General features: G+C 62.7%; 17 protein-coding genes, 1 pseudogene and 1 riboswitch. Of the genes and pseudogenes, 12 read left to right on the forward strand and 6 right to left on the reverse strand.

Annotated elements, in window-relative coordinates; translation table 11 throughout:
* Nucleotides 1-49 precede the first annotated feature (49 nt).
* Complete coding sequence (locus V1290_RS23170) at nt 50-649, reverse strand: gamma-glutamylcyclotransferase (RefSeq protein ID WP_334366524.1); 600 nt, start codon at nt 647-649, stop codon at nt 50-52.
* 111 nt (nt 650-760) lie between these two features.
* On the opposite strand from V1290_RS23170, the gene V1290_RS23175 reads away from it, so the two are divergent.
* Complete coding sequence (locus V1290_RS23175) at nt 761-1948, forward strand: DUF2125 domain-containing protein (protein WP_334366525.1); 1188 nt, start codon at nt 761-763, stop codon at nt 1946-1948.
* A gap of 361 nt (nt 1949-2309) precedes the next feature.
* On the opposite strand, the gene V1290_RS23180 is transcribed toward V1290_RS23175, so the two are convergent.
* The 4 genes from V1290_RS23180 to V1290_RS23195 all read right to left on the reverse strand — a co-directional run bounded on the left by V1290_RS23180 (nt 2310) and on the right by V1290_RS23195 (nt 6592).
* A complete protein-coding gene (locus tag V1290_RS23180; RefSeq protein ID WP_334366526.1) occupies nt 2310-3182 on the reverse strand; it encodes a universal stress protein in 873 nt (290 codons plus the stop codon).
* Nucleotides 3183-3683: 501 nt separating this feature from the next.
* Complete coding sequence (locus V1290_RS23185) at nt 3684-4622, reverse strand: prephenate/arogenate dehydrogenase family protein (protein WP_334366527.1); 939 nt, start codon at nt 4620-4622, stop codon at nt 3684-3686.
* On the reverse strand, nt 4619-5716 hold the full coding sequence (gene hisC, locus V1290_RS23190) for a histidinol-phosphate transaminase (RefSeq protein ID WP_334366528.1): 1098 nt from the start codon (nt 5714-5716) through the stop codon (nt 4619-4621). The genes V1290_RS23185 and hisC overlap by 4 nt, the downstream gene beginning before the upstream one ends.
* Before the next feature lie 27 nt (nt 5717-5743).
* Nucleotides 5744-6592 (reverse strand): chorismate mutase, encoded by an 849-nt coding sequence (locus V1290_RS23195; RefSeq protein ID WP_334366529.1) that lies wholly within the window; start codon nt 6590-6592, stop codon nt 5744-5746.
* Nucleotides 6593-6756: 164 nt separating this feature from the next.
* Nucleotides 6757-6836, forward strand: a riboswitch (SAM riboswitch).
* Between the two features lie 82 nt (nt 6837-6918).
* On the opposite strand from V1290_RS23195, the gene metX reads away from it, so the two are divergent.
* Nucleotides 6919-8181 carry a homoserine O-acetyltransferase MetX gene (metX, locus tag V1290_RS23200; RefSeq protein WP_334366530.1) on the forward strand — a complete coding sequence of 421 codons (1263 nt, stop codon included), beginning with the start codon at nt 6919-6921 and terminating at the stop codon, nt 8179-8181.
* 1 nt (nt 8182) lies between these two features.
* A complete protein-coding gene (metW, locus tag V1290_RS23205) occupies nt 8183-8851 on the forward strand; it encodes a methionine biosynthesis protein MetW (protein ID WP_065731638.1) in 669 nt (222 codons plus the stop codon).
* Between the two features lie 290 nt (nt 8852-9141).
* Here metW and V1290_RS23210 read toward each other — a convergent pair whose 3' ends face one another.
* Nucleotides 9142-10014, reverse strand: a complete 873-nt coding sequence (locus tag V1290_RS23210; protein WP_334366531.1) for an alpha/beta fold hydrolase — start codon at nt 10012-10014, stop codon at nt 9142-9144.
* A 477-nt stretch (nt 10015-10491) separates the two neighbouring features.
* Between V1290_RS23210 and V1290_RS23215 the strand changes: the two genes are divergently transcribed.
* The 9 genes and pseudogenes from V1290_RS23215 to fsrB all read left to right on the forward strand — a co-directional run bounded on the left by V1290_RS23215 (nt 10492) and on the right by fsrB (nt 17730).
* On the forward strand, nt 10492-11136 hold the full coding sequence (locus tag V1290_RS23215; RefSeq protein WP_334366532.1) for a TIGR02594 family protein: 645 nt from the start codon (nt 10492-10494) through the stop codon (nt 11134-11136).
* A gap of 252 nt (nt 11137-11388) precedes the next feature.
* Complete coding sequence (locus V1290_RS23220; protein WP_334366533.1) at nt 11389-11592, forward strand: hypothetical protein; 204 nt, start codon at nt 11389-11391, stop codon at nt 11590-11592.
* A 126-nt stretch (nt 11593-11718) separates the two neighbouring features.
* On the forward strand, nt 11719-11988 hold the full coding sequence (locus tag V1290_RS23225) for a hypothetical protein (protein WP_334366534.1): 270 nt from the start codon (nt 11719-11721) through the stop codon (nt 11986-11988).
* Nucleotides 11981-12277 (forward strand): hypothetical protein, encoded by a 297-nt coding sequence (locus tag V1290_RS23230; protein ID WP_057842871.1) that lies wholly within the window; start codon nt 11981-11983, stop codon nt 12275-12277. Before V1290_RS23225 ends, V1290_RS23230 begins: the two co-directional genes overlap by 8 nt.
* 306 nt (nt 12278-12583) lie before the next feature.
* Nucleotides 12584-12862 carry a DUF1488 family protein gene (locus V1290_RS23235; protein ID WP_334366535.1) on the forward strand — a complete coding sequence of 93 codons (279 nt, stop codon included), beginning with the start codon at nt 12584-12586 and terminating at the stop codon, nt 12860-12862.
* A 219-nt stretch (nt 12863-13081) separates the two neighbouring features.
* The gene (locus V1290_RS23240; protein ID WP_334366536.1) at nt 13082-13273 is read left to right on the forward strand and encodes a hypothetical protein; all 192 of its coding nucleotides are present in this window, start codon (nt 13082-13084) and stop codon (nt 13271-13273) included.
* Nucleotides 13274-14087: 814 nt separating this feature from the next.
* Nucleotides 14088-15818 (forward strand): annotated as a pseudogene (locus V1290_RS23245) (TonB-dependent siderophore receptor); the annotation flags it as partial.
* A 34-nt stretch (nt 15819-15852) separates the two neighbouring features.
* On the forward strand, nt 15853-16341 hold the full coding sequence (locus V1290_RS36555) for a TonB-dependent siderophore receptor (RefSeq protein ID WP_442895071.1): 489 nt from the start codon (nt 15853-15855) through the stop codon (nt 16339-16341).
* 96 nt (nt 16342-16437) lie between these two features.
* Nucleotides 16438-17730 carry a siderophore utilization protein FsrB gene (gene fsrB / locus V1290_RS23250; protein WP_334366537.1) on the forward strand — a complete coding sequence of 431 codons (1293 nt, stop codon included), beginning with the start codon at nt 16438-16440 and terminating at the stop codon, nt 17728-17730.
* Nucleotides 17731-18636: the final 906 nt, after the last annotated feature.

Consider the following 18636-nt stretch of genomic DNA (forward strand, 5'->3'; position numbering starts at 1 on the left):
TCGCGGCACTGGGCTTCATTTCAGTCCGCTTATGAGCACACACCCGAGCTCAACGGTCGCTGTTCTCTGTGGGAAGAGGCGGTGGATGCTGGGTGTGCAGCATCGCCGCGAGCCGGTGCAGTTGCGAATCGCGAAAACCTTCCGCTTCGATGGCTTTCACGGTAGCCAAAACGTAATCGCGGTTGACGCCGGACTGGCCGTGCCCCTGCAGCACATGACGCAATTGCTCAGCCAGCGACAGCCGGCCGGCATATTGCACGTGGCCGCGATCGACCACGTAGACGAGTGCACTGACGCGCTGACGCGCATCGTTCTCCAGCCACACCGACCGCATCACCTCGCGGTAGACTGAAGTGACCTGCTCGCGCTCGCGCAAATAGGCGATGGTGGCCGCGCGGTGCTTCTCCGCGACGCGGAATGCGATGCCGCGGCAGGCGCCGCCGCGGTCGAGTCCGAGAACGAGGCCGGGCTTTTCCGGCGTGCCCCGATGGACGAAGGAAAAGACACAGAGCGCGCGGTGCTCGCCGATCAGCCGCGCCGGAACCCGTTCGATGAATTCGAAGCCCGGGCGCCACATCAGGGAGCCGTAGCCGAACACCCAGAGGTCGCCTTGCGAGAATTCCGTATCGTTGAACTCAATTGCGGACATGCCGGGTGCACCGCTACCAGAACGGCGCGACAAAGCGAAGTGGATTCAATGCCTTTTGTTGCGACGAGCGGATACTTACATTCGCCAAAATCGCTAGCCAAAGGACGCCGCATGCCTGACATGACCCCCGCGCCGCGCCGGCGCCCGCTGTGGCGCCTCTTCATCATGCCTGCGCTGCTCGTCATTGCCGCCGCGGCATGGAGCGCATTCTGGTTCTATGCCGCTTCCGAAGTCGGCGTGCGCGCGGATGCGTGGGCGCTGCAGGAGGCGAAAGCCGGTCGGGTCTATGCCTGCGGCAAGCGTTCGGTGGCCGGCTTCCCGTTCCGCTTCGAAGTCCGCTGCGACGACGCCAGCGTTTCGCTGGTCTCGCAGATCGCCGGCGCGCAGGTGCCGTTCACCGCGCGGCTCGGTGAGATCATGGTGATCGCGCAGATCTACCAGCCGAAACTCTTGATCGCCGAATTCAAGGCGCCGGCTACGCTCGCCGATCGCGGCCAGCCGCCGTCGATGAAGGTGAACTGGACCTTGGGCCGCAGCAGCGTGAGCGGATTGCCCGATGTGCCGCAGCGCGCTTCCATCGTGTTCGACAATCCCTCGATCGACCGCGTCAACGGACCGGTCGAGACCCCGCTCGCGCGCGCCCGCCATGTCGAGTTGCACGGCCGTCTTGCCGAAGGCTCGACGAAGGATCACCCCGTGATCGAAGCCGTACTGCAGATATCGGGCGGCAATGTGCAGGAGGTGCACCCGGTGCTGGCGCAGCCGTTCGACACCGACATCCAGACGAAGCTCACTGGTTTGAGGGATTTTACGCCGAAGCCGTGGCCCGAACGGTTCAGGGAGCTGCAGGCAGCGGGTGGCCATGTCGAGATCGTGCGGTCGCGGATTCAGCAGGGCGATCTGATCTCGTTGGCCGCGGGCACATTGAGCCTCAATGCGCAGGGTCGAATCGACGGCGAATTGCAGATGACGGTGGCGGGAATCGAGAAAGTAATTCCGGCGCTTGGCCTCGAGAAGATGCTGGAGGAGGGCGTGCCGCAGGCAACGCTGGATCGCGTCGCACCCGGCGTCAAGAGCCAGGACCTCAACAATCTATTCGGCGCGCTCGACAAGGCGATTCCGGGGCTCGGCAAGGTCGTCAAGCAGAACGCCAATGCCGGCGTCGCGGCCGGTATCAATTCGCTCGGCAAGGAGGCGGAGCTCGAGGGGCGGAAAGCGCGCGCCTTCCCGCTGCGCTTTGTTGATGGCGCGGTGTTTCTGGGCCCGCTGAAAGTGGGCCAGGTGCCGCCGCTGTTTTGATGCGGCGGTCGTGATCCGCCGTTGTGAATAGGCAAATCGATCTCGCATCCGCCGTCATCGTCCGCCTTGTGCGCAATTGCGCACTGGGGCGGACGATCCAGTATTCCAGAGGCGCTAGTGATTGAGTCGATAGGCCGCGGCGCACTGGATACCCCGCCTTCGCGGGGTATGACGACTTTGTGCAATCTCGTTATCGCTTCGCCGTGGAGAGCGGAGCGCAATCGCCTAAGCCGCGCCTCACTCCGTCTTCCTCAGTGGCGGATGCGGGCGACCGAAATCCGGCACGGCCCCCAACCCGCCTTCGGCCGGCCATAGTGTTGGCGTTGGCGGCAACCTGAGCTGGGTTGCGTTCTGACGAGGGCTAATGCGCCAAGAGAACGGGGCGTGCCGAAGCGTTCTTAAGGATGTGGCGCGTGGCCCCACCCAGAAGGATCTCGCGCAGGCGGCTGTGGGAATAGGCGCCCATGATCAGTAGGCCGGCTTCATGCTCTGCCCCCGCCGCGAGCAGCGTATCTCCCACCGAGCGCAGTTCCGGTGCAACCACCTGCCCGGTCGCACCGATGCCATGACAGCGCAAATAGGCAAGTACTTCCGCCTGCGAGGCTTGGCGATTGCTGGCGTCCCGGTCAACGCTTATGACCTGCACTGATTTGGCGAGTTGCATGAACGGTATGGCAGCCGAGACCGCGTGCCAGCATTCCGGACTCTCGTCCCAGGCGATCATCACGCTGTCGGTCAGATCACTCTGCAGGCTAGCCGGCGCCAACAGTACGGGGCGACGGGTCCGCAGCAGCGATTGCTCTGCAATGGCCATGAGCGATTCCATCACGGTGGCGCTTGCGGCGATCATCAGGTCGAAGGCAGCGGCACGTTGCACCGCGATTTCCACATACGATCCCTCGGCTTCGCGCCAGGATGCTGCGAGCGGGCTGCCGGGCTCGTCGCTCGCCGATAGCATCGGGATGCCGACTACCGCGCAGGCCTGCGCGAATACCTCACGCGCATCCCGCGCAGCTCGCTCCCGTTCCTCGGCGTGCCAGTTTACCGGGATGGCCGCCGTTCGTCCCATTTCGGTGACCGTTAGGCCGCCACGCGTGACCGGCGGCGGCGGCTCACTGATGAACAGTGCCTGGACGTGAGCCCCCAACGCCTTCGCGGCAGACAGGGCCGTTTCTATTTGACCGGTGTGACTGGCTGAGCCGGGAAGTGGAACCAGGATTCGCTTGATGCTCATGAGAGCCTCCTGCGATGCCGCCGTTTGCGACGACAGGCGGCACATGTGTGTGTTGAGCCGAACGCAAAATCGCGCAATCCCGCTTGGTTCATAACTCCCAGAACACCCCAAGGTTCCGGAGATCAGCAGGCGTGCCGGTCCTGCTCCCTTTGTTTGAGGGGAAGGTTCATGCAAGCCGCGGGCGCTTAGCGTCGCGAGAACGCGAACGCATACTCAATTGTCGTCACCCGCGAAAGCGGGTGACCCAGTATTCCGGAGACAGCAATGATTGAATCGGGAAGCCGCGGCGTACTGGATACCCGCATTCGCGGGTATGACGACCTAGTGTGGAGCGGCCAACTCCGTCATTGCGAGGAGCGAGCGACGAAGCAATCCATTCCTCCGCAAGCGGCAAAAATGGATTGCTTCGCGGAGCCTGTCATCCGGCGGCGCTTCGCGTCGACCGGGTGGCTCGCAATGACGATGGAACGTCCGGCACGCATGCGCGAAGCCGCGCCCTTCTCACTCCGTCCTCTTCAGCGGTGGATGCGGGCGCCCGAAATCCGGCGCGGCGGAATCCTGGCCGATCTCGACGATGCCGCGGCGGATGGCGCGGGTGCGGGTGAAATGCTCGAACAGCGCCTCGCCGTCGCCGCGGCGGATGGCGCGGGTGAGTTTTGAAAGGTCCTCGTTGAAGGTGCCGAGCATTTCCAACACGGCCTCCTTGTTGTTCAAAAACACGTCGCGCCACATTGTCGGGTCGGACGCCGCGATGCGGGTGAAGTCGCGAAAGCCGCCGGCGGAGAATTTGATCACTTCCGACGACGTTACCTGCGCCAGCTCGTCCGCGGTGCCGACGATGGTGTAGGCGATCAGATGCGGCAAATGGCTGGTGATCGCCAGCACCAGGTCGTGATGATCCGGCGTCATGGTCTCGACCCTGGCGCCCATGCCAGCCCAGAACGCGCGCAGCGTTTCGACCGCCAGGGGGTCGGTGCCCTCGGGCGGGGTGAGAATGCACCAGCGGTTGATAAACAGTTCGGCGAAGCCGGAATCAGGACCCGAATGCTCGGTGCCGGCGACCGGATGTGCCGGAACGAAATGAACATGGCCCGGCAAATGCGGCGCCATTTCGCGGACGATGGCGCCCTTGACCGAGCCGGCGTCGGAGATGATCGCGCCCGCTTTCAGGAACGGCGCGATCTCCTGCGCCACCTGCCCGCAGGCGCCGACGGGGATGCAGAGGATCACGAGGTCGGCATCTTTGACGGCTTCCGCGTTGGTCTCCAGCACGCGATCGACGATGCCGAGCTCGGTAACCCGCGCACGGGTTTTCTCCGAACGCGCGGTGGTGACGATTTCGCTCGCGAGCCCCTGGACTCGCACCGCGCGCGCGATCGAGCCGCCGATCAGGCCGAAGCCGATCAGCGCGATGCGTCGGAAGATCGGTACCGTACTCACTTGGCCGCCATGAAGTCGCGCAAGGCGTCGACGACGAGGCGGTTGGCCTCCTCGGTGCCGATGGTCATGCGTAGCGCATGCGGCAGGCCGTAATTGTTGAGTGCCCGCAGCACCAAGCCACGTTTGGTCAGGAACGCGTCCGCATCGGCCGAGGTCTTGCCCTTCTCGGTCGGGAAGTGAATCAGCACGAAATTGGCGACGCTCGGCGTCACCTTCAGTCCGAGTTTGCCGATCTCCTCCGTCAGCCAGTTGCGCCACTCTTCGGTGAACGCCTTCGACTTCTGGACATGCGCGGTGTCCTCGATCGCGGCGACCGCCGCCAGCATCGCCGGCGTCGAGACGTTGAAGGGCCCGCGAATGCGGTTGACCGCGTCGATGATGTGCGCCGGACCGAACATCCAGCCGATCCGCAATGCCGCCAGCCCGTGAATCTTGGAGAAGGTGTGCGTCATCACGGTGTTTTCGGTGGTGGCCACCAGCTCCAGGCCGAGCTCGTAATCGTTGCGCGACACGTAGTCGGAGTACGCAGCGTCGAGCACCAGCAGCACATGTGGCGGCAGGCCAGCGCGCAATCGCTTGACCTCGTCGAACGGCACGTAGGTGCCGGTCGGGTTGTTCGGGTTGGCGAGCCACACCAGTTTCGTGCGCGGCGTCACGCGCGCGAGAATGGCATCGACGTCGGCGGTAAAATTGGTCTCGGGCGCGACAACGTTCTTGGCGCCGTTCGCCATCGTCGCGATCGGATAGACCAGGAAGCCGTGGGCGGTCGAGATCGCCTCATCGCCCTGGCTGAGATAGGTGTGCGCCAAGAGATTAAGGATTTCGTCCGAGCCGGCGCCGCAGATGATGCGGTTGGGATCGAGCCCGTAGGCGCGCCCAATCGCTTCGCGCAGCACCCGTGAGGTTCCTTCCGGATAGTCCTCCAGATGATCAGCCACGTGCTTGTAGACTTCGATTGCCTTCGGCGACGGCCCGAACGGGGTCTCGTTGGCCGACAGCTTGAACACCTTGCGGCCCGGCTCCGGCACCGGGCTCTTGCCGGGCGTGTAGGGCGCAATATCGAGAATGCCGGGATTCGGCACGGGGCGGTTCATCTTCAACTCCGGAATTTCGGACGGCGTTTAAGGCTTCGCCGACCCGTTCGGGGGCACCGTATAGCGTGTTGCGTGGCTGCCGACGAGAGCCGACGAGCGCACCGAGGCGCCGGCCTGGATCAGGGCGGTCTTGATCTTTTCGAACCCGGCGCCGGCATCCGACACCAAAAGCGCCGCGCCGTCGAAAGCGGTATCGGGCACGGCGACGATTTCGGCGAGCGGGGCGAGCGCGCGGGCGATATCGGCGTTCCACCCCGAGACGCGGACGCTCCACATCTGCACCTCCGTCACCATGGCATCATCGGCCACGCGCGAGATCACGAACACCGGCAGCGCGGCCGGATGATCGGCGCGCTCGAGGAACGGCAGCCGGGCAATGATTTTTGGCGCGCCTTCGGCTTCCAGCGCGCTCCACCACGGCGTGCGGCTCGAGACCGCCGAGACCAGCGCCAGATCGCCCTTGGATTTCGCCACGGCTTCAACCGCGGCCTGTGCGCTGAAATGGCCGACATAGGGCACGACAAAGCCGAAGTGAAACCGCGCCGAATCCCGCATCGCGGGCTCGCCGACCGAGACGTCCGCATGCACCGAGAACGGCGCCTGGACGTAAGTAAAGGTCGAGATGATGACGCGCCAGATGCTCTCGATGGTATCGAGCGGCAGGATGCCGCGATGGCGCTCGACCAGGCTGCGCATCATGCTGGCCTCGCGCGCGGGCCGGAACGCCGAGCCCACCTCCTGGGTCTGCTTCACCTGGATCAGGCGGTCGATGATGTCGCCGCGCGCCATCAAGAGGCGATGGACCTGCTCGTCGATCGCGTCGATCTCCTTGCGCAATTCCTGCAGCGAGGGCGGAGCCGGGGGAGCCTTGGACATGTTAAAACCTTCAGCGCCGGATCGGTCTGAAATCACCACCCAGCAAGGTGCATTGATTAGAAAAGACGGCCGTCGAAAGCAAAGAGAAACGTCAGATCCGCCATGATCGGTGCAGGGTTAACCATGCGGCTGCCTTGACGAGGGACCTGCTTCGGACTAGCTTTGTTCCATTCCGTGGTCATTTGAGCCGGCCGGCTTGCAGCCACGTTAAACAACTCGCTAAACAGGCCGGGGACAGATTGATCCCGGCCGAACCTTTCGTTCAGGCCGGGTTTTTTGCGGCCTGATTTCTGTCTGTAAGGACCTCCGCAAGGAGGAAGGTCGGGATGACACAATTGCAGTCGGTATCCAGCCCGTCGATTCACAGCGAGGACCGTGCCCACGAGGCCGATCATCCGACCTCGCCGGTGGTCAAATTCGGCATCGAGCAGCCCTTGAAGCTCGATTGCGGCATCGATCTCGCGCCATTCCAGATCGCGTACCAGACCTATGGCGAACTGAACGCCGACCGCTCCAACGCGATCCTGATCTGTCACGCGCTGACGCTGGATCAGCATGTCGCCAACGTGCATCCTCTGACCGGCAAGGCCGGCTGGTGGGAAATCATGGTCGGTCCAGGGCGGCCGCTCGATACCGACAGATATTTCATCCTCTGTTCGAACGTGATCGGCGGTTGCATGGGATCGACCGGTCCGGCCTCGACCAACCCGGCGACCGGCAAGGCGTGGGGACTGGATTTTCCGATCATCACCATTCCCGACATGGTCCGCGCGCAGGCCATGTTGCTCGACCGGCTGGGCATCCAAACATTGTTATGCGTGATCGGCGGATCGATGGGCGGCATGCAGGTGCTGCAATGGACGGCAGCCTATCCGGAACGGGTGTTTTCGGCGCTACCGGTCGCCTGCTCGACGCGCCATTCGGCGCAAAATATCGCGTTTCACGAACTTGGCCGGCAGGCCGTGATGGCTGATCCGGACTGGCACCATGGGCGCTATTTCGAGCGCAGCACGCATCCGCATCGCGGACTGGCGGTGGCGCGGATGGCAGGGCACATCACCTATCTCTCCGACGCCGCGTTGCATCGCAAGTTCGGGCGGCGGATGCAGGATCGCGAGCTGCCGACATTTTCGTTCGATGCGGATTTTCAGGTCGAAAGCTATCTTCGCTATCAGGGCTCTTCCTTTGTCGAGCGCTTCGATGCCAACAGCTATCTCTACCTGACGCGCGCGATGGACTATTTCGATATCGCCGCCGACCATGACGGCGTGCTGGCGGAAGCGTTTCGCGGCATCAAGACCCGCTTCTGCGTGGTGTCGTTCACCTCCGACTGGCTGTTTCCGACCTCGGAATCGCGGGCGCTGGTGCATGCGCTGAATGCTTCGAGCGCGCGAGTGTCGTTCGCCGAGATCGAGACCGACCGCGGCCACGATGCCTTCCTGCTCGACGTGCCCGAGTTCTTCGACATTTCTCGCGCCTTCCTAGAATCCGCGGGCAATGCGCGCGGCCTTGATAGCAAAGCGTTTTCGAGCGAAGTGGATACCGGTTCAAGTGAAGAAAACGCGTCAAAAAAGAGAGATAGAGCCTGACATGGCGTTACAGGAACAGGCCCTGCCGCTCGGCGGCATCGCTCCCGATCGCACCGGCAAATATCGCACCGATCATCTCCTCGTCGCCGAAATGATTCCGGCTGGCTCAAAAGTGCTCGACGTCGGCTGTGGCGACGGCGAATTGCTGCAACTTCTGGAGAGCCGCGGCATCGATGGCCGCGGCATCGAGCTGTCGCGCGAGGGCGTCAATCGCTGCGTCGCCAAGGGGCTCGCCGTGGTGCAGGGCGACGCTGACACCGACCTCGTCAATTATCCGGACGATGCCTTCGATTATGTCATCCTGTCGCAGACGCTGCAGGCGACGCGGCAGCCGAAACCGGTCCTGGAAAACCTGCTGCGCATCGGCCGGCGCGCGATCGTGTCGTTTCCGAATTTCGGCTTCTGGAAGATGCGGCTGCAACTGCTCGTCGGCGGCCACATGCCGCGTACCGAAAACCTCCCGGCGACCTGGTACGACACGCCGAACATCCATTTCTGCACGATCAAGGATTTCGTCCAGCTCTGCGACGAGATCAACGTCAAGATGGAGCGCGCGGTGGCGCTCGATCTCTACGGCCGCCCGGTGCCGCTGAACCTGCCCTGGTGGGTCTGGAACATGTTCGGCGAGCAGGGCGTGTTTTTGCTGAGTAGGGGCGGGAAGGGGAAGTGACGCCGTCAAACCGCCACCAGCGACCCGGATCGCGCACCATTGTGAGGTAAGCACGCTGTCAGGGCTCCCTCCCCCCTTGCGGGGGAGGGTTGGGGAGAGGGGTAGCCCCGGGCTCCAGCAGAAGAGATACGGTGAGCTCAACACGACTCGCATCGCGAGAGAAGGTCTTCGCAGAGGCCATCTTTATCCGTCCAACGACGGAGCAAGCGGCACCCCTCTCCCTAACCCTCTCCCGCAAGGGGAGAGGGAACCCTTCCGCCGGTGCGTCCATCACGTGTGCTGCGCTGCAGTTAGACCACCGCCGCCACCATCGACCGCGGATCGCGTGCCGGCCATCGCCCGGCTTCCACCAGCGCGATGAACCGCTCCACCATCTCGTTGAACAGCGCCGGCTCTTCCAGATTGAGCACGTGGCCCGACTTCGGGAAGAACGTGAGCCCCGCGGCCGGCAAATGCCGCTTCAGGAACAGGCTCGGTTCAATACAGTTGTCGTCCTCGTCGCCGCACAGGATCAGCGCCGGGGTCGGCACGCGTCGGATCGCATCCGTCATGGTGTAGATCGACGGTCGCTTGCCCTGAAAGCTGCGCATGGTGTTGGCCGAGCCCCTGGCATCGTGCCGCGCCAGCGCGGCGTAGAAATCGGCGTGGCCGCGCGGGTCTTTCAGCAAAAACGGAATCCGGCTCGGCGCCTCACGCGTCACCTTGGCGACTTCAACCGATCCGATCTCCTCATACTGCTCGGCATTGGCGACGCATTGCGCGCGGAAGGCGTCGAGATGTTCGAGTGACGAGCCGGCGCCGACGGCGGCGAGCGTCATCGACAGCGCGCGGTCGGCTGCGTTGAGGCCGATCTGCAGCGAGGAATAGGAGCCCATCGACAGGCCGACGAAATGCGCTTTGGCAATGCCGAGGTGATCGAGCACGGCGAGCGCGTCGGTGTAGAAATACTCGTAGGTGTAGACCTCGGCCGAGGGAGGCACGTCGGATGGCGTATAGCCGCGCGCCGAATAGGCGATGCAGCGATGGCCACGCGAGAAGTAGCGCATCTGCGGCTCCCAATTGGTGTGGTCGGCCGCGAACTCGTGCAGGAAGATGATCGGCGTCCCGCTTCCGGCCTCCTCGAAATAGAGACGCACGCGATCCTTGGCGACGGCATAGGGCATTTCGGATTCCTCTCTCGATTTTCTTGTTGTTTCGTAACTTCCTTGCGCAGCTAACCCACAAAATTGCAATTAATTCTCGGGGCTGCAATGCGGCAGGAAAGGTTCATTTTCGCCATCGAATCGTCGCGGAATCACCCCGAAATTGTTTCCTCTCCGCCACACAAAATCTTCCTCTCGTCACATCGCCAAACGCAAAACGCCGGCCGCGTTCGTTCGTAGACGAACGCAAAGTGTGGGAGTGTTAGAGGTCCAAGTATGAGTCAGTTGTTTGCGTTTCGCCGGTCGCTTCGTTTCATTGCGCTGGCACTGTGTTCGGTTTCCATCTTCGTATTTGTCTCTCCGGCTTCAGCAAGACCACATCACGGCGCAGGGCGACACGCTCGCGCCTATCACGCCGGCCATCACGTCAAGCATTATGCATATCGCCACCATCGCCATGCTCTCAGGATGTCGCGCTGGAAGCGCAGGGCTGCACAAATGCAGACAGGCGGCTTTGCCGAGAATAACCCGAGCTTCCTGGGAAGCAGCGCCGAGATGGTGACACCCGGCGGTTTCGTCTCGTCCAACACAGTCAAGGCAGCGCGCGCCGATCGCGCCGGCCGTCGTGCCCGGATCCGGCACGCCCGGCACACATCGCGCTGGGAGCGCGCGGTCACGCAGATGCACGCGCGCGGTCTTGCCGATGCCAACGCCAGCGTCACGCCAGGAACGAGCGTCGAATCCAATTCGACGGTACCGCCGACCGGCGGCGCGATGGCATCCAGCTTCACCTCATCGAACGTCGTGGCCGAAGCACGGAAATATCTCGGCGGCAACCCCACGGGACGCGGCAGCCTGTGGTGCGCGCGGTTCATGAACATGGTCCTGCAACATTCCGGCTATCGCGGCACCGGCTCGGACATGGCGAGCTCGTTCGCGAAATACGGCCAGCGCGTTGCCGGCCCGCAGGTCGGCGCCATTGCGGTGATGTCGCGCGGCCGCCGCGGCGGCCATGTCGGCATCATCACCGGCATCGACGCCAAGGGCAATCCGATCATGATCTCCGGCAACAGCGGCAACCGCGTCCGCGAGTTGCCAGTCTCGCGCGGCCGCATCTACGCCTACGTCATGCCGACGAGCTGAGGGCGGATTGCGTCGCGGCGCTTCGCCCCGTTCCTTGCGGGGCGAGGCTGCCTTCACGATGATGCTTGCAGGCGGGGTGAAGGCCGGGAAGACAGATACCTCGGCGGCCGGCGCTTTGCGCATAGCGCTGGGATGGTTGGGCAGTCCGCTGAGGCCGCCGCAGTAAAGGCGCGGGCTCCGGTCGATTTATCTCGCTACTGACGACGAATGGGCGCAGCATTCACAGCGGGCTGTCAAACAAGGAGGCCGCTCATGAACGGCAACATATTCAACAGTAAGGGAACCCGTGTCGCTGTGGTGGTCGGTCCCGAAATTTTCGATCTTAGCGGCAAGAAGCTCTTTGACCTCAAGGGCAAGAACATCTACCGGCTATCCGGTGAATTGGTTGGTCATTTAAGTGACGCGAGCGGTTCGGCGAAGCGGCTCGACAAGGCGACCGATCGATTGTTCTCGTAATTGCGATGCCGGGCCGTATTAGTCCCCGGTTCAGCGGCTGGCGCGGGTTACCCTAACCTGGACGAATGCCGCTTTGTGTTCGAGAAATCGATAGCTATTTGCGGGGAAAGGGCGCACGGTCGATACATGACCATGCGCTCGCGACGGGAAATGATTCATTTCAAGCGTCCGTTCCATCTCAAGGGGGTCGGCCGGCTGTTGCCGCCTGGTGCTTATGAGGTCATCACCGACGAGGAAATGATCGAAGGACTTTCATTTCAGAGCTTCCGCCGCGTCGCCACCATGATCATGGTCCCCGGCGCGGCGCCGCGCCAAGCTTCGACGGAAATGATCTCGATCAGCTCGGTCGATCTTTCCGATGCGCAGCGCGACGACGCGATCGCGTCTCGTGAGTGAAACCCCGGTCGATCTCGACAAGCACCGGGGCATGGCGGCGCAAAAGGCGACCGATATCCGCCGCGCGCTCGCCGACGTCGAGGCTAACGCAAAGCTGCAGCGGGACCGCCAGGCCGCCCTCGAGCTACAGCTCCTGACCGTCCCGGCTGAGTCGTGGCCGGAAGCGGTCGCAAAGGCGCGGTACGTCCTTAATCTCTATGCGGCGGATTTGGCGCCGACCGACACGCATCACCGCGACCTCGTGGCCACCGTACTGGCCGACCTCACCCGCCTCGCTGGTGAAAGCTGACGTGGCGAATATTCCGGCTCGGCCGTCGAGCTTCTTGCCACGCACTCGAATTACCTCGAACGCGCAACTGAAAGCACCGAATGCAAAATCTCTCGCCTCGTCACGTCAAGACTGAAGAATCGCTCCGCCTCGGCGTCGTTTCCGGATGGTACTCCACCAAAGTCAGCGGAACATTCGTCTCTGGTCCGCACGATTCGGAAGCCGAATGCCTGCGCAGGATTGCGGAGATCGATCCTCAACCCGTTCGAAAGAAATGATGAGCATGAAAGCTCGCGGCATGGCCTTTACCAGCCGGAGATGGATCAAATGACACTCGTGCGCGGCGACATCGGTGGTTATGACTTCAATCGCATGGTGGTGCTGTTCTCGATGATGGACGGTGCCACGGTGATACCGTGCGCCATCAGCGCCGCAGCGATGGACGATCTCGAACATGTCTCGCGTACAGCGGCGGACCAGCGCGAACGACAATTCGTGCGGCTGCGGGATCGGATCGAGCAATGCGCTTCCCGGAAATTTCTCGCCGGAGAATTTGAAGGCAACCCCCCAGGCATTATTTTGCGCGGCATCGATTTTCGCGCATAGATCGAGCAGGCCTGACTCGAAAAGAAATGCGGCGGCATGTCCCGCCTGAACTGAACAGGTGAGTATATGCCCGATCCCAAAAAATTCGCTCTCAGCGAGGGGCTTGTCCCACCCATACTTTTGCCGGTCTTCCTGGGGCTGGTCATTGCCGGCGCCGTGATCATCAATTGGTAGTCCGCTTCGCCTGAGGGATTTCGGCACGATGGAGGTAGTGACCAGATGAACGAACGCCATGAGATCTTGAAGAAGGCTCGTGACCGCATGATTGAGGATCGCGATGCACACGCAAAGGTGCTCGCCGCGCCGTTCGATCGCGACAAGGCGGAGCGCGCGCGCCTAAAATTCGTCGAGCTCCAGGTCTTGATAGACGCGATAGAGCGTGCGATGGCCGGCGAACGGGCGACGGTTTAGGGACGCCGGCCCCAGTCTCGCGCGGCCGCATCTACGCCTACGTCATGCCGACGAGCTGAGGCGCGGCTGAACGGTAGGGTGGGCAAAGGCGCGCGTGCGCCGTGCCCACCCTCTATCGTCGAGCACGCTTCGTCGTCGAGCACGCTTCGTGATGGTTTCGTGGGAACTCTGGGACGCAACAGCAGGACCTTCCGACGAAGTCGTTTTATCAGTCCAACGAAGACACCCTGAAACAAACCAGTGGTTTGATGGCTCTGCCAAACAACCGGAGGCTATGTGAGACTCCCTGGGGCGAGGGTTCAGGCTCACGAGAGATTTGCCTGAGGCAGTAGGTGTCGTCATGCGCGAAGATTTTGCTTCATCCAGTTTTCTTGCGGTTATCGTCGTCAGTTTGATTGTGGTTTGTACTGGCCTTCTTGCGCTTGGAATCTGAAATCCAGTTCGAGGCGACCCTGTGCGTCGGCGCGACGCTGATGCGCGTCACGATTGAACGACGCGATCGCAAGTCTCTCGCGCTGTTGCCATCGGCAAACCGGCGCTTCTCTCCCGTCGCATTGACGTGATGATGAGATCACCGCCGTATGTGGTGGCTGTTTGCAAAACGACGTGCGCGTATTGAACGATTTCCGGGATATTCCCCATCGATCGCGCAGTCTGGAGCAATTCTAGCAACCACCCATCGAACTCCGAAGATGTCTGCGTTAGAGCGGGGCATCAAAAATCCTACCGGCCAAGCCGGCAGACTTCGGGGTATCTAAGGGTGACACTGACAGCATTTCATTCGTTTTCCGCCACTCGACTTCAACTCTTGCGAATGATCTGCCTCGGGGCCGTCAGCAGCTTCTCCCTGCAGACAGGCGCTGCGCTGGCGCAGTCGTCACTGCCGCCGGTCACCGTGGACGCGCCTCAGCAGCGCGCGCGCCCGGCCGCGGCCCAACCATCCCGCCGCGCTGCGACCACGCGCACGACGCGCGTCACTCGCGCCGCCGCCAACCCGCAGCCGGCACCGGCTGTGCCTGCATCGGGCCCAGGTGCCGGCGAACGCGCCAACGGTCCCGTGCGCGGCTTTGTCGCAACCCGCACCGGCACCGCGACCAAGACCGACACGCCGATCATCGAAACCCCGCAGTCGATTTCCGTCGTCACCACCGACCAGATCAAAAACCAGGGGGCGGAATCGGTCGGCGCGGCGCTGCGCTACACGGCGGGCGTCAGCGGCGACGTCAACGGCGGTTCCGACACGCGCTTCGGCGGGTTGCAGATCCGCGGTTTCGACATGACCATGCCGGGCCTCTATCTCGATGGCCTGCGGCTGCCCAGCAGCCGCTATGTGCACTTCCTCGGTCTGGAGCCCTACGGCGCCGAGCGTCTGGAAGTGCTGAAGGGTCCATCCTCGGTGATGTACGGCGGCAGCGGCACCGGCGGCATTCTCAACTATGTCAGCAAGCTGCCCACGGCCCACCAGTTCGGCGAGATCTCCGTCTCGGGCGGCAGCTTCAATCGCTACCAGGGCCAGTTTGACGTCGGCGGCCCCGCCAATAAGGAAGGCACGGTGTTGTGGCGCCTCACCGGCGCTGTCCGCGACGGCGAAACCCAGGTCGATTTCACCAAGGACAACCGCGTCTTCATCGCGCCGGCGGTGACGATCAAGCCGAACGAAGACACCACCATCACGCTGCTGGCCAACTATCAAAAGGACACCGCCGGCTGGGGCCTGCAATTCCTGCCGCCGTCGGGCACGGTGTTTCCGAACAACGGCCGCATCATTCCGAATACGTTTTTCGGCGGCGAGCCCAATTTCAACCGGTTTGATACCGAGTTGGCCACGGCGGGCTACCTGCTTTCGCACGACATCAACGAGGCGCTCACGTTCCGGCAGAACCTGCGTTATGCGTGGATGCACAATGAACAGCAGAGCTTCTACGGCCTGGGCTACGCCTCGGCGGCCGACGAAGCCGCAGGCCTGATGTCGCGTGCCGGCTCTGGCGGTGCAACGACCATCAACTCCTTCGCAGTCGATAATCAGCTCCAGGGAAAATTCGTCACCGGCATTTTGAGCCACACCACGTTGTTCGGCATCGACTACCGCAACACCTCGTTCCGGGACGTCGCTTCAGCGTACAGCACCGGCAAGATCAACGTGTTTGCGCCTGTCTACACCAACACATGGACCAATCTCGGCCCTGCTGACGATATGAGCATCAAGCAGTCGCAGATCGGATTCTACGCGCAGGATCAGATCAAGCTCGGCCGGCTTTCGTTCCTGCTCGGCGCCCGGCAGGACTTCGCCACGACCGATCTGGACGACTTTCTCGCCGCGGCTGCCGCGAGACCCGGGTCTTCCGCGAGAACGAATGACTCGGCACTCACCCACCGCGCCGCCGTGATGTACAATTTCGACAACGGTATCGCGCCGTATTTCAGCTACGCCGAATCATTCCTGCCGGTGCTCAACACCAGCGCCGCGGGCGAGCTGCTGAAGCCGGAAACCGGCGTCCAGTATGAAGTCGGCGTGAAATATCAGCCGGTCGGAATCAATGCGCTGATCACTCTGGCGGCGTTCGATCTGACGCGGTCCAATGTCGTCACCTTCGCGCCGCCGCTTTACACCGCCGAGCAGAGGGGGGCAGGTGAACTCGCGCGGCATCGAGCTCGAAGGCACGGCCACGCTGATCGAAGGCTTCAACGTTCGCGGTGCCTACTCCTACATCGATGCCGTGGTCACGGAGGACCCCGTAAGCGTCGGCAAGGCGCCGACCACCGTGCCGCTCAACCGGTTCGCGCTGTGGACCGACTACACGCTGCAGAGCGGGCCGCTCGCCGGCGTCCAGGTAGGTGGCGGCGTCCGTTATGTCGGCTCGACCTTCGGCGACGATGCCAACACTTTCAAGGTGCCGGCCTCGACCGCGGTCGACGCGCTGCTGGCCTACACCAAAGACAACTATCGCCTGGCGCTGAACGTCACCAACATCGCCGACACCCGCTATGTCGCGGCCTGCTACGGCTATACGAGCTGCTTCTATGCCGAGGGCCGCAAGGCGATCGCCAAGCTGACCTATCGATGGTAGGTCGACCGCGAAATGCAACGGATACATCACCGCCGGTCGGTCGACCGGCGGTGATGATGTTTGCTCATTGAAGTACCCAACAGCATGGGCGAAGCCATGAAATCGATCTTCGGGCGACTGCATCGCTGGGCCGGCCTTCTCACCGCCGGCTTTCTGTTTTTTTCGGGCATCACCGGCGCGATCATCTCGTGGGATCACGAGATCGACGACCTCTTGAACAAGCACCTGTTCGACGTGACCAGCAGCGGTCCCGCGATTGCCTCCGTCGAACTTGTCAAGCTGATCGAGCAGCGCGATCCGCGCGCGCGCGTCGTCCACATGTTCATGACGCCGGAAAAGGGCGAATCGCTGTGGTTCTTCGTGCTGCCGCGGATCGATCCCGCTACCGGCAAGCGATTTAGCCTGGATTACAACCAGATCTTCCTCGATCCCAACACCGGCGCAGAGCTCGGGCGGCGCTACTGGGGCGCGGTGTGGCCGGTGACGCGCGCCAACTTCGTCTCGTTCCTCTACAAGCTGCACTACACCATGCACATCCCGGAATTCTGGGGCAGCGATCGCTGGGGGATGCGGGTGCTTGGCGTTATCGCGATCATCTGGACCATCGATTGCTTCGTCGGTTTCTATCTGACGCTGCCGTCCCGTCGCCGCGCCAGGGCAGAACGGGCGCCTGCCGTTGCGCGCGAACTCGGCCGTGGCTTCTGGGCGCGCTGGGCGCCGGCCTGGAAGATCAAGACCTCGGGCAGTGCCTACCGAATCAATTTCGATATCCACCGCGCTTTCAGCCTGTGGACCTGGGCGCTGCTGTTCGTCATTGCCTTCACGGCGTTCTCGCTCAACCTGTATTTCGAGGTGTTCTCGCCGCTGATGAAGACGGTATCGAACTACACTCCGACGCCGTATGAGCAGCGTCCGTACCGGCATCTCGACGATCCGATCGAACCCAAGGTCACGTATGCCGATATCGCCGCGCGGGCGGCGGCCGACGGCAAGAGCACAGGATGGACCACGCCGGTCGGTTCGATCAATTACGGCCCGGCCCACGGCGTGTATGCTGCGGCCTTCTTCCATCCCGGCGACGATCATGGCGCCGGCGGCGTCGGCCCGGCGCAGCTTTATTACGACAGCGAGGACGGACGCCCGATCGGCGAGCGACTGCCGTGGGTCGGCACCGCCGCCGATATCTTCGTGCAGGCGCAGTTCCCGCTGCATTCCGGACGGATCGTCGGGCTGCCCGGCCGCATCCTGATCTCGGTGATGGGGCTGGTCGTTGCGGCGCTGTCGGTGACCGGCGTCGTGATCTGGTGGCGCAAGCGCCGTGCCCGTGTCCGGGTGCGCGAGACCGCTGCAGCACGCTCGAGCAGGGGCCAGCTTGCGCCGGCGGAATAGTTCCATCGAGCTTGTCGGGCCTCCAAATCAGCATCGGGATTGAGAATGGTGGGCACGGCCAAGAAGCCTTTGCCCACCCTACCGCTTACCCTCCCCTGGAGGGGGAGGGTCGGTTCGCATGAGCGTAGCGAAATGCGAAACGGGGTGGGGTGATCTCTCCTCACGGGCACTGTTGGATGTGGAGAGACCGTCACCCCACCCCGCCGCGCGTTGCACGCGCGTCGACCCTCCCCCTCCAGGGGAGGGTGATCAAAGCCGCGGCTGTCGCAGTTGTAGGGTGGGCGCTTTGCTCCCCTACGATTTATGTGACTTTGTGGCTGCCCCTGACGGGCAAATCACTTCTGATTTTCAGAAATCGTGTCAAGCCCGGGAACCAAAAATATTCTGCTTCACGCGAGAGGCAAATCAGCCGCATATTTCCGCCCGTCTCACCCGATTGAGGGGCGCTCGCGATCGTCACGAACGTGCGGTGAGATGCGATGGACGCTGATGGCGCGCTAGACGTACGCGCCGGACGCGTACGGCGAAGTCGTGTGGTTCGGGCGCCGCGGTGCTGGCGTTAAGTCCTTAAGAAGCGAAGCTTCTCAGGGGCGACGGAGGCAAAAGAGCCGTTCTCCGGGAAGAGCACGAAGTAAGCCGTAAAGCCATTGCGCAGGGAAGGCCGGGATGCTCCCGCTGTACCTGTATGCTCGTGTGCGTGTTCTTGATGCGCAATTGCACACGAGACCGCGGGTGCAGCAAGCACCCGGTCTTCCCTGCGCCCTCTAAATGAGAGGGCGGGAAGTGAAGAGCAAACCTCGGGCGCAATGCGTCGCGAGAATGCGAACTCATACTCAACTGTCGTCACCCGCGAAGGCGGGTGACCCAGTATTCCAGAGACGTCAGTGATAGAACCGAAAAGCCGCG

Source organism: Bradyrhizobium sp. AZCC 1578 (assembly GCF_036924675.1).
GTDB lineage: Bacteria > Pseudomonadota > Alphaproteobacteria > Rhizobiales > Xanthobacteraceae > Bradyrhizobium.